This is a genomic window from Rugamonas sp. (assembly GCF_025354735.1).
In the GTDB taxonomy this organism is placed as follows: domain Bacteria; phylum Pseudomonadota; class Gammaproteobacteria; order Burkholderiales; family Burkholderiaceae_D; genus Rugamonas.
Genome location: NZ_JANXMI010000091.1, coordinates 1 through 12,893 on the forward strand (window position 1 = coordinate 1; position 12,893 = coordinate 12,893).

The 12,893-nt window shown below is 65.2% G+C and carries 13 protein-coding genes; 7 read left to right on the top strand and 6 right to left on the bottom strand.

The window, feature by feature from the left end; genetic code table 11:
- Positions 1 to 246: 246 nt before the first annotated feature.
- The 6 genes from Q0S71_RS08035 to Q0S71_RS08060 all read right to left on the bottom strand — a co-directional run bounded on the left by Q0S71_RS08035 (position 247) and on the right by Q0S71_RS08060 (position 6,690).
- On the bottom strand, positions 247 to 843 hold the full coding sequence (locus Q0S71_RS08035) for an FxDxF family PEP-CTERM protein (RefSeq protein ID WP_295993858.1): 597 nt from the start codon (positions 841 to 843) through the stop codon (positions 247 to 249).
- Positions 844 to 914: 71 nt separating this feature from the next.
- Positions 915 to 2,828, bottom strand: coding sequence for a S53 family peptidase (locus tag Q0S71_RS08040; RefSeq protein WP_295993859.1), 1,914 nt, complete (start codon positions 2,826 to 2,828; stop codon positions 915 to 917).
- Positions 2,829 to 3,218: 390 nt separating this feature from the next.
- Complete coding sequence (locus Q0S71_RS08045) at positions 3,219 to 4,037, bottom strand: class I SAM-dependent methyltransferase (RefSeq protein ID WP_295993860.1); 819 nt, start codon at positions 4,035 to 4,037, stop codon at positions 3,219 to 3,221.
- Between the two features lie 97 nt (positions 4,038 to 4,134).
- Entirely contained in the window at positions 4,135 to 5,526 is a 1,392-nt protein-coding gene (locus Q0S71_RS08050) for a TadE/TadG family protein (RefSeq protein WP_295993861.1), read from the bottom strand.
- Between the two features lies 1 nt (position 5,527).
- Positions 5,528 to 6,169, bottom strand: coding sequence for a TadE/TadG family type IV pilus assembly protein (locus Q0S71_RS08055; protein WP_295993862.1), 642 nt, complete (start codon positions 6,167 to 6,169; stop codon positions 5,528 to 5,530).
- Positions 6,166 to 6,690: a TadE/TadG family type IV pilus assembly protein gene (locus Q0S71_RS08060; RefSeq protein WP_295993863.1), complete on the bottom strand. Its 525-nt coding sequence runs from the start codon at positions 6,688 to 6,690 to the stop codon at positions 6,166 to 6,168. Before Q0S71_RS08060 ends, Q0S71_RS08055 begins: the two co-directional genes overlap by 4 nt.
- Before the next feature lie 369 nt (positions 6,691 to 7,059).
- On the opposite strand from Q0S71_RS08060, the gene Q0S71_RS08065 reads away from it, so the two are divergent.
- The 7 genes from Q0S71_RS08065 to cpaB all read left to right on the top strand — a co-directional run.
- A complete protein-coding gene (locus tag Q0S71_RS08065) occupies positions 7,060 to 8,757 on the top strand; it encodes a histidine kinase (RefSeq protein WP_295993864.1) in 1,698 nt (565 codons plus the stop codon).
- A gap of 17 nt (positions 8,758 to 8,774) precedes the next feature.
- Positions 8,775 to 9,458: a response regulator transcription factor gene (locus tag Q0S71_RS08070; RefSeq protein WP_295993865.1), complete on the top strand. Its 684-nt coding sequence runs from the start codon at positions 8,775 to 8,777 to the stop codon at positions 9,456 to 9,458.
- Positions 9,459 to 9,667: 209 nt separating this feature from the next.
- Positions 9,668 to 9,811: a hypothetical protein gene (locus tag Q0S71_RS08075; RefSeq protein ID WP_295993866.1), complete on the top strand. Its 144-nt coding sequence runs from the start codon at positions 9,668 to 9,670 to the stop codon at positions 9,809 to 9,811.
- A gap of 69 nt (positions 9,812 to 9,880) precedes the next feature.
- Entirely contained in the window at positions 9,881 to 10,042 is a 162-nt protein-coding gene (locus tag Q0S71_RS08080; protein ID WP_295993867.1) for a Flp family type IVb pilin, read from the top strand.
- 98 nt (positions 10,043 to 10,140) lie between these two features.
- Positions 10,141 to 10,731, top strand: a complete 591-nt coding sequence (locus tag Q0S71_RS08085; RefSeq protein ID WP_295993868.1) for a prepilin peptidase — start codon at positions 10,141 to 10,143, stop codon at positions 10,729 to 10,731.
- Between the two features lie 5 nt (positions 10,732 to 10,736).
- A complete protein-coding gene (locus tag Q0S71_RS08090) occupies positions 10,737 to 12,107 on the top strand; it encodes an ATP-binding protein (protein ID WP_295993869.1) in 1,371 nt (456 codons plus the stop codon).
- Between the two features lie 19 nt (positions 12,108 to 12,126).
- Positions 12,127 to 12,893, top strand: a 767-nt coding sequence (gene cpaB, locus Q0S71_RS08095) for a Flp pilus assembly protein CpaB (protein ID WP_295993870.1), incomplete at its 3' end; no start/stop codon positions are given.

Consider the following 12,893-nt stretch of genomic DNA (forward strand, 5'->3'; position numbering starts at 1 on the left):
GCCCTGCCCGACCGCCCGCGTCGGCGACGGCGGCGCCACCAGCAAGGTGCGCCACATTCCGAACGAGGATGATCCGTGCGCGGATTCGCGCGGAGTGGCGCCCCGCTGAGGAAGCGCCGCGACGCCGGATGAGGAGGCGCCGGGGGGCGTGACGCCGGCAGCTCCACGAACGCAAAAAAGCCGCGACACTGCGAAGTGCGCGGCTTTTTTTCGAGCAGCGGGACCGCAGGCCCCGCGCCCTCCAGCTTAGGCCTGACGCTTGCGCATCCGGATTACGCCGGCCAGACCAGCCAGACCGGCCAGCAGCATCAGCGCGCTGGAAGGCTCGGGCACGGCGGCCACGGGAATGCCATTGATCTCACCGGTGTAGAGGCCGTTTTTGACCGCATAGTCACCAACCACTTCCAGGACATAGGTGCCGCTGGTCAGGGTCCACGAACCGCCCTTGATCGATTGCGTCTTGGTCGCGTTGCCGTAGTCGATCAGCGTCTCGTCGTTGGCCGTGAACAGCGCGAAGCCACCATTGCCGCCATCGATGAAATCGACGCCCCAGGTGCTGCCGTTTTTCACGGCTTTGACGTGGAAGGAAACGGTTTCCGTGTCCGGCACGTTGAAAACGAAGTAATCCTCGAATTCGCCGCCGACTCTGTGCGCGGCGGCGAACGGATCGTCGATGGCGCCGGTCGATTGGTCGCTGAAGCTCCACGAGGTCGTGTACACGCCCGGCGAGCCGGCGTCCATCGGCACGTATTGGGTGCCGGAAGTCGGGGCGACGGCGTAGGCTTCGGTCGCGCCGCACAGGGCCAACACGGCGGTGATGAGCAATTTATTGATGTTTTTCATTTGCATTCCATAAATAAGGTAGAGGGTTGTGACAGGGCGCGGCCATCCATTGCCGCGCCCTTGCCGTTACATCACTTCACGCCCAGCACCGTCGCCAGCGCGCCGACGTCGAGCGAACCCAGGCCCGTGCTCGGGTTGTAGCCCTTGGTCGACTGGTAGTACTCGTTGTCGCCGGCGGTGATGGCCTTGAACGGCGAACCGACGCCGTAGCCCTTGGCCTTGAACGCGGCATACAGCTGCGGATTGATCGGGCCGATGCGGCCCGACAGGCCGGAGCCGATCAGCGTCAGGATGCCGTTGAGCTGAGGCGCGACGAAGCTGGTGCCGCCGGAACCGGTGCTCCAACCGCCCTGATAGACCGCGTAGCCGCTATACGGATCGGCATTGAGCGAGACGTCGGGCAGGTTGCGGCCGGGTACGCCGCCCGGCAGGTCGGCCAGATCCTGATACGCCGTGGTCTTGGCGTTTGGATCGAGGTAGGTTGGCGAGCACAGCAGCGTCTGCGCGTTGGCCGACGTCTGCACGCCGGCCAGGCCGGTCTGGTAGTCCGGCAGCGCATAGTCGACGCTGACGCCGCCGCCGCCGCCGACCGTGTAATAGCTGGCGTAATACAGGTCGGTGCCGTAGTTGCTGACGATGTAGTCTTTCAGGTAATCCCAGCCCCAGGCGCGCTCGGCCGTCACCGTGACAGGGCCCAGGCGGTGCTGGAAGGTATTGGGCAGCGTGGTGCCGCCGGCGGCCAGCACCAGCGGATCGGCGGCCGGGAAGTCGACCGTCAGCAGCGTCGTGCACTGTGGATAGGTGTAGCTGCGGTTGATGTCGAAGGCGCCGGCGTCGCCGGAAGCGGCGATGACGGGTATGCCCTGTGCGGCCGCCTGTTCGAAGACGACGTGGAAGGCGTCGACCGTGGCCTGCTCGTTGTAGATTTCCGGGCCGCCCCAGCTGATCGACAGCACGTCGACCACATTGTCGATGATGGCGTGCGCGAAGACGTCGATGAAGCCTTTGTCGGTGTTCGGCGCGAGGTAGACGCGGATGTTGGCGCCGGGCGCGACGCCGCCGGACTGTTCGACGTCCAGCGTGGTTTCACCGGCGCCCTCGGAGGTCGGGCCGTCGGCGGCCAGCGGGCCGCCGTCGACCAGGATGTCGAGGATGCGGTGCGGGTTGACCGTCAGGCCCACCTGGCTCCAGTAGGTGTAGGCGTCGGACTGGTTGTAGCCGGCCAGCGTGGCGATGCCGATGGTCTTGCCGGCGCCGGTCAGGCCCTTGGCGTACAGCGGATTGATGTTGTACTTGGCGGCCAGGTCGGTCACGGTGTAGCTGCCCGGCGCATTGCCGACGCTGCCGGAGAAGGTGGTCAGCTTGGGCGCGTCGTTCGCCAGCACGCCGGTGCGCGGCACGATGGCGTTATGCTTGTGATAGTTGGCCTTGGTGCTGAAACCGGTCACGGCGCTGACGATGGAGGTCAGCGCGGCGGGGATTTGCGCCGATTTCGCAGGCGCCTGGTAGACCTCGCCCAGCAGAGAATAGCTATGCACGGGCGCGCCGAAGGTGGCGGCGATCTGGGCATTGGTGCCTTTGACGCTGATGAGCAGGTTGTTCGCGAGCACTTCGCTGACCGTGAAGCCCTGGGCTTTCAGGAAGGCGACCACTTGGGCGACGGCCGCCGGGGTCTGTCCATACGTGTCGGCGAACTGTTGCGGCGTGATGAATTTGCGGAAGTTGGCGCTGGCCGGGTCGCCGACGCTGGCGACGAAGGCGTCGAGCGCGGCGCGGTTGCGCACCGTCAGCGCGACGGTGAAGCTTTTGACATCGGTGGCCGCGGCGGCGCCGAGGTCGACGATGCGGGGATCGGCCGACACGCGCAGCGGCGTGGAGACCGGCTTCGGTGGTGCGAGATTGAGCGCCAGGACCGGAGTCGAAAACGCGCCGGCGACGGCGCAGAACAAGAGCGTTGGCACCAAAGATTTAGAACCGTTTTTCATTGTGACCTTCCATTTTGTTATCGGTTTTTGAAAAGAACAACATCTGGACCACGAGAAACTATTTCATTTAAGACACTTAATCTAATCATTTTATTAATTCATGACATTATTAGTTTAGCATTAGTTTTTGTACATCTATCATTCATTTCTGCATCGGTGTATGAAAATATCAACAACTTAGGCACACGTCTCTTTCTTTCTGAAAGTCAAGCCCGGATGGCGGGCATGCCGAAAACCAACGGTCATGGGACGTGCGCCGGCCTGCCCCAAGGGGCAAGGACGGCGGGTGGCGGAAGGGTAAACAGCCTCCCGGAACGGGTCCGGGATCGGCTTTGCGCGCGCGGGTGGGCGGCTGGGGATGGCGGGCGGCGCGTTCGCGCCGGCCCGTTTTTATTGCTTGACGCTGGTGGCCATGACCAACTGGATGCGGTTTTCGACCAGGCTGCGGGCGAAGTTGGCGCTCATCTGCCCCATCCGCGCGCCCATCACCAGCGCCAGGCCGGGCGCCTGCGGGGTGGGCGCGGCCAGTTGCAGCTGGCGGAACCAGGCGATCGATTCGGCGCTGACGTCGTTCCAGGCCTGCGTTTTCAATCCGGCCCGCGCCAGCGCGGCTTCGGTCTCGGCCGCCGTCAACAAAAAGCTACCGGCGGCGCTTTCCGACCACGGCACCGGATAGTGCGGCGCCGGCTGCCCCTCGAGCGCCAGCACATCGTAAAAGCCGAACACGCCGCCCGGCTTGAGCACGCGCGCGATTTCGCTGTAGAGGCGGGCGCGCTGGCCGATATTCATCGCCACGTGCTGGGTGTAGACGACGTCGAAGCTGGCGTCGGCGAAGTCCAGCGCCAGCAGGTCGCCGACGCGGTAGTCGACCAGCGCGCCCATGCCGGTGCGCTCGGCCAGCAGCGTGGCGACGGCGACGAAGCTGTCCGTCAGGTCGACGCCGGTGACGTGGCAGCCGTGCGTCTCGGCCACGTAGCGCGCCGGGCCGCCGAGGCCGGAGCCGGCGTCGAGCACGCGCATGCCGGCGTCGATGTCGAGCAGGCTGATGAAATCGCGCGTGGCGGCCAGGCCGCGCGAGTGGAACTGGTCGAGGCCGGCCAGGTCGGCGCTGCTCAGCGGCCCGCCGTGCTGGTCGAGGAAACGCCGCACTTGCGCCACGGGATCGGTGTCGGCGGCGCTGTAGTGCTGCTGGATGGGATTGCTGCTCATGTGGAACTCCTTAATTTAGAATGCGATGAAACTCTAAATTTAGAGTAACGTAAGCATCTAATTTAAGCAAGCGGAATTTGCCCGGGCGCGGCCAGCCTTATTTCGAGATGCGCAGGATGGCCGAGGCCAGCTTGGAGAAGCACGGCGTCAAGTCGTCGACGGTGGCGGCCGGGCAATACAGGCCGACGGGCTTGGCCGGGTTGTAGCAGCGGCTGGGCGCGTCGGTCGAGTTGGCCATGCACTTGAGCACGTCGCGTCCCGCTTCCTTGTCGGGGCCGGTGCCCTGCGTCAGCTCCGTACCCAGGCCCAGCGTGAACACGAACACGTTCTGGTCGCGCAGGTTGGAGGCGAGCGCTTCGGCCATATTGCGCGCGGCGCGGTTGACGTTTTGCCAGGCGATGGTTTCGGTGCTCATGTCGGCCGTCACCACGCGCGGGCTGGTGGTCACGAGCTTGAATTCCTGCTTGGTCGGATCGTTGGGATTGCTCGCGTCGTTATGCGCGTTGTACCACAGCGGCATGCCGCTGACCTGGTTGCTGATACGGTTGGGGGTCGCGGGAGGGATGACGGCGACGGGCGAGCATTTCGTCGGCAACAGCGTGGAGACCTTGTTCGGGTCGTACAAGCCGCCCGGCCAGTTCACGGTGGTGTCGTCCGAGGTGGTCATGGTGCCCGCCGTTTTGCAATCGGCGGCGGTGTTGAACGGGAAGTAGGAGGCCACCGAGTTCGGCGCGCCGTCCGAGAAGAACACGACCACGCGCAGATTGGAGCGGTTCGCGGCCGGAATGGAATTGAGCTGGGCGCGCGCCTGCCACATGCCTTCGGACGACGCCGTCGAACCGGTAAAGCCGTATTGATTGATCTGGGTGGTCATCGTCGCGCGGTCGAAGCCGCGCCCGCTGGTCCGTATCGGCGTGTCCACCACCGAGCCGTAGGAAAAGTGCAGCAGGCCGACGCGGTCCGTGGTGTTGTTGAATTTCTGTAAAAATGTGACGGCCGAGCTACGCACATTCGCCGCCGACGACGACAGCGAACCGGAAGTGTCCATCACCAGCACCATGTCCAGCTCCTTGCGTATGGTCTGCGACGTCACGCCCGGCGTCAGCGGCGTCTTGTTGAGCACGCCCATCAGCGAGATCGGCATCTTGGCCGAGGCCGAGATGTCGATCGTCACCAGGCCATTGTTGAAGGCCACGCTGGGATCGTTCATCGTGGCCGTCGCCCCCAGGTAGCCGGCCGGGAAATTGGCGGCGAAAAAGCGCGCGGCGGCGGCCTTGGCGTTGGCGGTCTGGTCCGCCTGGGTATCGCCCTGCGACACGGCGCGGGCCGCCGCCAGGCTGGCCGAATCGGTGGCGGAACTGAGCTTTTCGCGTATCGTGTACGCCACACCGGTATCGATCGCCAGGCCGACGACGCCGATCAGGACCAAGGCCGACATGGCGACCATCAGCACCACCTGGCCGCGTTGTTTGGAAAGGAAAGCGCGCATATCAGAATACCGTTTGTGAGTACAGATTGGTGCCGAACACCGGCACGGTCATATTCCCGAGCTTCATATTGCCGAAGAGCAGATTGAACTGGTAAAAGCTTTCCGCCACATAGATCACTTCGCCGTCGATCAGGTTGCCGCTCATCAGCGGCACCGCCGGCGCGGTGTTCCCGGTGGGAATATTATTGCAGGCGCCGGTGGAATTATTCCAGCTGGCGCAATTCCACAGCTTGCTCGACGGCGCATAGCCGCTGACGCGGAAGCCCTGGTTGGTGGCGGCATCGTCCCAGCGGTACTGCTCCAGCACGATGGTGCGCTTGGCGCCGCTGCCGGTGTCGGTATAGCCCATCAGCTTGGTGATGTAGACCATGCCGCGGTGGTCCATGTCCAGCGGCGGCGCCGTCGCCGCCACCGAGTCGAGGATCACCTGGCTGTTGGTGCTCAAGTCGACCTTGCCGCGCGCGGCCAGGTTGGCGGCCTCGCGGCTGATGTTAATCATAATCATATTGGCCTGGATGCCACGCGCGAAGTCGCTGGTGGCCAGGATCAAAAACAGCATGAACGGCAGCAGAATGGCAAACTCCACGGCCGCCAGCCCGGCGCTGGCGCGCGCCGCCACCGCAGCGCGGAACCCGCCCGTCATGGGCCGAAGCCCTCGTTGAGCATGGTCGTGCCGACGACAAACTGATAAACGCCGCCGGGGAAGAACGGCCTCAGCAGCGGCGTCAGCAGGGGCCAGCTGCAATGGAGCTGGATCACGACGATGTCGCCGGCGGCGCCGAACATATTGGCCGTATAGGCGGCGCTGTTGGCGTAGCTGGTGTTGTTGACGACGACGGTCGGGTTGACCTTGGCGTACATGCCCATCGAACTATCTTTCATCTTCTGGATCACGGCCAGATAGCGCTGCTGGTTCGCCGTGTTCGGATCGTCGTCGCTCTGGCCGGTGATCGCGTAGCGCGCGCCCTCGCGCACCGCGTACTGCATCGTCAGCGTGGAAAAATACATCAGGCTGAATTCGATGATGCCGAACAGAATCAGGAAAAACACCGGCGCCACCAGCGCCATTTCGATCACGTTCGATCCGCGCTGGCGCCGCCGCAGCGCGCCATAGCCGGCGCCACGCCGCTGCGCCGTGGGAAACAAGGGACTCGATAAACTCATTTTTTCCTGCTATTGGAAGAGAGGCAAGACGATAGGGGCACAGCGACGAGCGGCGGGGCTCGGTTTCGACCTGACACGGTCGCAGCGCGCGATCGGGCACGCGGTCAGCGCCAGTGCGGGCTTGAAGGACTGGCGCATCGATTGTAACCCGGCTTTAACATTACAGATAGTTATTTAGTATTCCCAAATAGCAACGAAGATCGCTGCGCGACCGCCTTTCCGCCACCATCACGCCCGCCGCCTCATTGTTGTATTGGACAGAGGGAGATTCTATGTATACACTCCTGAAATTGCAAGGAAAGCAACGATAAGTTATCATCGGAATGTTGTATTCAATCGTCGTTATCTGAAAATCGGCAGGCCTCAACAGTGAATCAGTTTGGAACAGCAGCGCAGCGTACCCAGTCAATCGGCGGCCAGTCCGGCGCGCTCGACGCCGCCGGCGCGGCCATGGTGTTCGAAATGCGCTTGTTGCTGTCGGTGGCGGCCCTGATGGCCCTGTTCCTGGCCCCCGGCCGGGTCGGCGCGTTGAGCAAGCTGAGCTGGCTGACCTTCGCCGCCTACGCCCTCTACAGCGCCACGCTGTTCCTGGCCGCCAAAGGGCGCCGCCTGACGCATCAGCACGGCAAGCCGCTGTACTGGATAGACTTGCTCTGGTATGCGCTGATGATCTATGGCAGCGGCGGCGGCAACAGTTTTTTCGTGCCCTTCTTCTTTTTCGTCATCCTGACCGCCTCCTTCCAGTGGGGCTTCGACGACGGCGCCCGCGTCACGCTGGCCTCGGCCGCGCTGCTGTGCGGCGCCGCGCTGGCGCTGAGCCCGAAAACCGACCTGGGCCGGCTGCTGCTGCGCCTGACCTTCGTGCTCGGCCTCGGCTACATGATCGCCTACTGGGGCGGCTTGAGCGTGGCCCAGCGCCGCCGCCTGGCGCTGCTGAGCGCGGTCAGCCGCCTGTCCAATCCGCGCTTCGGCGTCGACCAGACCGTCGCCTCGCTGCTCGAACAAACGCGGCTGTTCTACGGCGCCAGCAACTGCATCTTGCTCACGCACGACCCCGCCAACGACCAGTGGCTGTTGCGCTCGGCCAACGCCCAGCAGGCCGGCGGGGCGGTCGGCGTGTCGCGCCTGAGCGCGGCGGCGGCGGCGCCCTTGCTGGCCTTTCCGGCCCAGCAGACCGTGCTCTACACCCAAGCCATCAGTGCGCGCCTGGCCTGGACCGGCGAGGCCAGCGTGTATGAACGCGGCACCGACCGCTGGACCGCGCTCGACCCGGCATCGTGCTTGCAACTGGCCGATCTGTTCGACGCCCGCACCTTCATCAGCGCGCCTTTGCCGCTGCGCAAGGGCGAAGGCCGCATCTATGTGGCCTCGGCCAGCGAACGCTTCAACCGCGGCGACGCCGTGTTCCTGCAACACCTGAGCCGCCACGCCTTCCCCATGATAGAAACCATAGAACTGCTGGACCGGCTCGCTTCCGACGCGGCCTTCCGCGAGCGCCAGAAGATCGCCCGCGACCTGCACGACACGGCCGTGCAACCCTACGTCGGCCTGCGCCACGCGCTCGGCGCCCTGCGCCAGCGCGGCGGCGCCGACAATCCGCTGAACGACGACCTCGACAAGCTGATCGCCATGAGCACGGAAGTGATAGGCGACATGCGCAACTTCGCCCGCAAGGTGCGGCGCGACGCCCTGCCCAGCGAGCCGGAACTGCTGGTGGCGCTGCGCCGCCAGGCCGAACAGGCGCACGAATTCTATGGCATCGCCCTGAGCGTAGAAGGCGATCCGGCGCTGGCCATCAGCGACCGCCTGGCGGCCGAGGTGTTCCAGATCGTCAATGAAGGCATGAGCAATATCCGCAAGCACACGCGCGCGCGCGCCGGCCGCATCCACCTCGCCCGCGCCGACGACATGTTGCACATCCAAATAGAAAACGACAATCCCGACCACGCGGCCGCCGACTTTTTGCCGGCCTCCATCGTCGAACGCGCCACCGCCCTGGGCGGCACCGTGCGCATCGACGCCAACGCCGACGGCGCCACGACGGTGCGCGTCGCCATTCCGCTGTAGTAAGCAGGACGGTAACGATGACAGCCTCTTCCCCGACTATCCGCATCATGCTGGTCGATGACCACAAGACCATGTTGTGGGGCCTGGAAAAACTGATCGAGGGCGAACGCCCGGCCATGGCCCTGGTCGGCAGCGCCAGCGACGCCGAGCAGGCGCTGGCGCTGGGCGCGTCGCTGCGGCCCGACCTCATCATGCTCGACCTCGACCTCGACGGCAAAAGCTCGCTCGACATCCTGCCGGCGCTGCTGGCCGGCAGCGGCGCGCGCGTCATCATCCTGAGCGGCAATCGCGACCAGGCGCTGCTGGCGCGCGCCGTGCGCGAAGGCGCGCGCGGCGTGGTCGGCAAGGAGGCGGCGGCCGACACCGTGCTGGCCGCGATCCGCAAGGTCCACGGCGGCGAACTGTGGCTGGACCAGGCGGTGATGGGCCGGCTGCTGGGCGAATTAATCGGCCCCAAGGCGGCGCCGCCGGTCAACCCGGAAGCGGCGCGCCTGGCCAGCCTGACCGAGAAGGAACGCAAGATCATCCGCATGGTGGTCGACGGCAACGGCGCCGCCAACAAGGAACTGGCGCAGCGCGCCTTCATCGCCGAGGCGACGCTGCGCAACTATCTGACGTCGATCTACCAGAAACTGGCCGTGGCCAACCGGCTGGAACTGTATGTGTATGCCACCAAGCACGGCCTGGGCGACGCGCCCTGACGGCGGAGCCGAGGCCGGGGGCCAAGGCCGAGGGCCGACCGTGACAAATGTCATGGTTGATGCCGCTCAAGTCAGGCGCTTAGTCCCGCCCACAAAGTGATGTTTGTCTGATGTGGCGCAATAAGGGCTTCTCTATAATTCATTACATCAGCTGCGGTGTTGTACGGCTGAAACGGCTAAAGGCAAGTAACAAAGACAGGGAGTTCAGCATGCAACAACAGCGCGCAGCGACAGTGGGGGTCCGGCATTTTGCGGGCAGCGAATCAGGCGCCACGGTCATGGAGTTCGCACTGCTCGCCTCGCTGGCCTCGGTCGTCGCCATTTTGGCACTGCTGGCTTTGTTGACTGGCTGAGTCACCGAATCTTTGGCAGGAACGCAACGTAAGCAACCATCGTTATTACTCATCTCAAAGGATATCATCATGAACGCCATCAAAAATTTCTTCAACGACGAAGCCGGCGTGACCGCCATTGAATACGCCATGATCGCCGCCTTCATCGCCGTCATCGCACTGGCCGGTATCAAACTGATCGGCACCCAGGTCGCCGCGCTGTTCACCAAAGTCACCACCGCAACGGCCTAAGAGCCGGCCGCCGCGCCTCGCGCGCCACGGCGATACCCGCGTCCGGACCGGCCCACGCCCGTCCGGACGTTTTTGCGACAACTTTTTCCGGCCCTGCCATGCGTCCTCCCGCGATCACCGATTTGCCGCTGCTAGTGCTGTGCTGCCTGTTGGCCGCGGCCGTGCTGACCGACGTGCGCAGCCGCCGCATACCCAACAAGCTGGTGCTGACCGGCGCCGCCGCCGGCCTGGCCTTGCAGACGGCGCTGGCGCCCGGCGACGGCTTGTTCACCGCGCCGTTCGGCGGCATCGGCATCGCGCTGGCGCTGGCCGGACTGGGCCTGGGCCTGGCGCTGCTGCTGCCCATGTACGCCTTGCGCGCCATGGGCGCCGGCGACGTCAAGCTGCTGGCCATGATAGGCGTGTTCGTCGGCCCGCGCGCCGTCACCGGCATCTGGGTCTGCACCCTGGTCGCCGGCGGCGTGCTGGCGCTGCTGGTGTCGCTGCGCAACGGCACGCTGAAACGCATGGTCAACAACTCCTATCACCTGATGTTGCACGGCGTGCTGGGTGTGGTGGCCGGCAACGCCGCCCGCATCGACGCGCCCGCCAATCCCAGCGGCAAGCTGCCCTACGCCATCGCGCTGGCCGCCGGCACGTTGCCCTACCTGGTCTACGCCCGCGTCACCGGCGCCAGCCTGTTCGAGTAAGCCAGGTGGCCGCCACGTCCTCCTCTCCCGCCACCGCGCGCGCCCCGCGCAGCGTCGAAGAGACGGGCCTGCCCTTCCTGTTCCTGGTCGAGCTGGTGGCCAAAGTGCTGTTCCAGCGCGGCCAGGTGAAGTTGCACGACCTGGCCAGCCACTTGAAACTGGCCATCAGCGTGCTCGATCCGCTGATCGTGTTCCTGCGCACGGAAAAACTGTGCGAAGTCACGCGCAGCGGCGGCAGCGGCACCGACGCCGACCTGACCTATCATTTGACCGACGCCGGCCGCCTGCGCGCCGTCGCCTGCCTGGCCCGCAACGCCTACGCCGGCGCGGCGCCGGTGACGCTGGCCGACTACCGCGCCCAGGTCGCCACCCAGAGCGTGGCCGACCTGCGCGTCACGCGCCCGGACGTGGCCGCCACCTTCCACGACATCGTCATCGGCCAGCGCGTGCTCGACCAGCTCGGTTCGGCCATGAATTCCGGCCGCGCCATCTTCATCCACGGCCTGGCCGGCAGCGGCAAGACTTTTTTGGCCGAGCGCCTGTGCGGCTTGCTCAAGGGGAGTATCGCCGTGCCCCACGCCATCATGGTCGACGGCGAAGTGCTGCCCTTTTACGATCCGGTGCAACACCGGCCGGCAGCCGGCGCCGACCCGGACCGGGCCGACGAGCGCGGCGATCTCCTGCGCGGCATCGATGCGCGCTGGGTGCGCGGCATCGAGCGCCCCACCACGCTGACCGGCGGCGAACTGACGCTGGAGATGCTGGACCTGCGCTTCGACGCCAACACGCGGCTATACCAGGCGCCTCCCCATTTGAAAGCCAATAACGGCATTTTCATCATCGACGACCTGGGCCGCCAGCGCTGTTCGCCGCTGGAATTGATGAACCGGTGGATCGTGCCGATGGACCGTGGTATCGATTATCTTTCGTTGCATACAGGTCATGTTTTTCAGGTGCCTTTCGACGTGGTCGTGGTATTCTCTTCTAACTTTTTACCCGAGCGTTTATCCGATGGCGCCTTCCTGCGGCGCCTCGGTTACAAGATCGAAGTGCCGGCGCAAACGGCGCAGGAATACGAGCGCATTTTCAGCCAGGCCTGCGCCCAGTACGGCATCGCTTGCGAGGCCGGCGCCTTTTCCTATTTGCTGCACGAAAAGCACCACCGGGAAGACATCCCGCTACTGGCTTGCTACCCGCGCGATCTCTTGCGCCAGGTGCGCGATCTGGCGCATTACGAGGGCGGCGCGGCGGTGGCCGACCGCCGATCCCTGGACTGGGCCTGGGACAATTATTTCGCCGGCGCGGGCGCCCGCCGCGCCGCCGGCGACAAGAATAAAAAAGAGCAGGAACGGCGCGAGACGCCAGCGCAGGTTTAATCAAAGGGAAACGGGAACAATGAGAAATACGCGGGCCTTAGTAATGATCGCCGTGGCGCTGCTGCTGGCGTTGTCGGCGGTGGTGGTGGCGGCGCGCTGGATCAACGACCAGGGTTCGGCCACCAACAGCAAAGTGGCGGTGGCGCTGCAAGACATCAACCTCGGCTCGCGCGTGACGCCGGAAATGATCCACATGATCGACTGGCCCAGCAACGCCCTGCCGCCGGGCGCCATCGTCGACGCCAAGCTGCTCGAAACGCGCGTCACGCGGGCCAGCATCCAGCGCGGCGAACCGCTGATGGAAAGCAAGCTGGCGCCGCCGGGCACCACCGGCGGCCTGTCGGCCGTGGTCGCCGAAGGCAAGCGCGCGATGACGGTGCGCGTCAACGACGTCGTCGGCGTGGCCGGCTTCGCCCTGCCCGGCAATTTCGTCGACATCCTCGTCAACACCCAGGAAGACAACCACGGCGACAACAGCCGCCGCGACCAGGCCATTTCCAAGATCGTGCTCGAACGCATACTGGTGCTGGCCGTGGCGCAGGAATCGAACCGCGACGACACCAAGCCCAAGGTGGTCAACGCCGTCACGCTGGAGCTGACCCCGGACCAGGTCGAAAAACTCGACCTGGCGCGCAGCGTCGGCACGCTGTCGCTGGTGCTGCGCAACCAGGTCGATCCGAAGTCGGCCAACACCGAGGGCGCCACCAAATCGAGCTTGCTCGACGGCGGCCCGGCCCACCCCGTCACCGCCGCGCCGGCCCCGGCCGCCGCCCCGGCGCGCGCGGC